Annotated in this window: 1 protein-coding gene; it reads left to right on the plus strand. The window is 53.1% G+C overall.

Going from position 1 to position 1,397, the window contains the following annotated elements; all coding sequences use genetic code 11:
- The coding region (locus ICI42_RS23410) for an FG-GAP-like repeat-containing protein (RefSeq protein ID WP_188167021.1) at positions 1–1,203 on the plus strand (1,203 nt) is incomplete at its 5' end.
- Between the last annotated feature and the right edge of the window lie 194 nt (positions 1,204–1,397).

Genomic DNA, 1,397 nt, shown 5'->3' on the forward strand with positions numbered 1-1,397 from the left:
TTCTCTAACACCTCCCGCCTCACCAGCATCGACCGATACGGCCGAGAGGCAACCGTCGCAGCAGACGGAACCATCACCGGAGGAACACCAAAACGCATCCAGAACATGACCTATCAGGGGATGGTGACGAATTTCACAACCAAGTCGATCAACGGACTGCAGCCTGGCATGTCCCCAAGGAGCGCTGGCGACCTCAACGGAGATGGTCGCGACGAACTCTACGGCCTGTCGAATGCTGTGACAACCGAAGGCTTCTCCGGCGATAGCTATCAGGTTTACACACCTTACCTGTCGACACTTTATTTCGATGAGAATGGCGATCTCGCACATTCGGCAAGAGCCGGCGTCGGTGGTGGATCGCAAGAAAGTCAGTTGGCCAACTATACCTACCAAGCTGGCCGATTCTCTTCCGCGAAGAAAACGAAGGACATTGTAGTTCTATCCTCCTTTCGCAGGGAAGATGGCGAAGGAAGCCACATCGGATATTCGACTTACCGCTATATGAAAGACACTAGCAACCCTGGTTCGCTCTCAGAATTGGTCTGTCCCTATCCAACTTCAAACGCATCTTCGTCGAGCAATATCTGCAATAACATTGCTTCAGGCTCGGTAGGCGTTAACAACTACATAACGAGCTACGTCCACGACAACAATGGAGACGGCATAGATTCTGTTTTCCCTTTAGGTCAAAACAGCGCGCCCGCCATAAAGCATGTTAGTATCGATCTTCGCGGGGATGGAAAGCGTCCGATTACGTTTGACATACCGAAGGATTTGGGATGTCAAACCGAGAAATCTGACAGCTTGAATGGTGCAAGCGGTGAGCCGGTATTCGGGGACTTCAACGGCGATGGTGCAACTGACGTTATGCGATCAGGCGGCGCGGCGAATAACACGACGGTATGCTTGTCCACCGGCAGATCCTTGAGAAAAATAAACCTTTCCGCTCCGGTCCTTTACACAGGTCAAATGAGCAACGGAGGTGGCGTCGGAGCCGGCGATGCCGACAATGACGGCAAAACGGACATTTTAGCACGTGGTTTACCGATAGTTCCGGGAACGGCGGAAGTATCAAGACCTTTTCTCTTCAGTTTCGGCCAAGCGGGCATGTTGTTGAACACTACTCTGCGCTCGATCATTCATCGTCCTTCATTATTGGCGATTTCAACGGCGACGGTATTCCAGAGACCGCACAGATTCTAGGTGCACCGACAAATCCAAGCACAGCCCAAGTTTCCCTCCGCCTGAGCGTTTACCCCGGGGCGACACCTAACCTTCTCCGTTCGGTCAAACTTGAGGCAGGCGGCGTTGTGTCGGTCGACTACACGCCGTCGAGCCGGTTCGAGAACGACTACCTGCCTCAGGTTCTGCATGCGGTGACGAAGCTGAGCGTGGAT

Source organism: Oryzicola mucosus (genome assembly GCF_014534685.1).
GTDB lineage: Bacteria > Pseudomonadota > Alphaproteobacteria > Rhizobiales > Rhizobiaceae > Oryzicola > Oryzicola mucosus.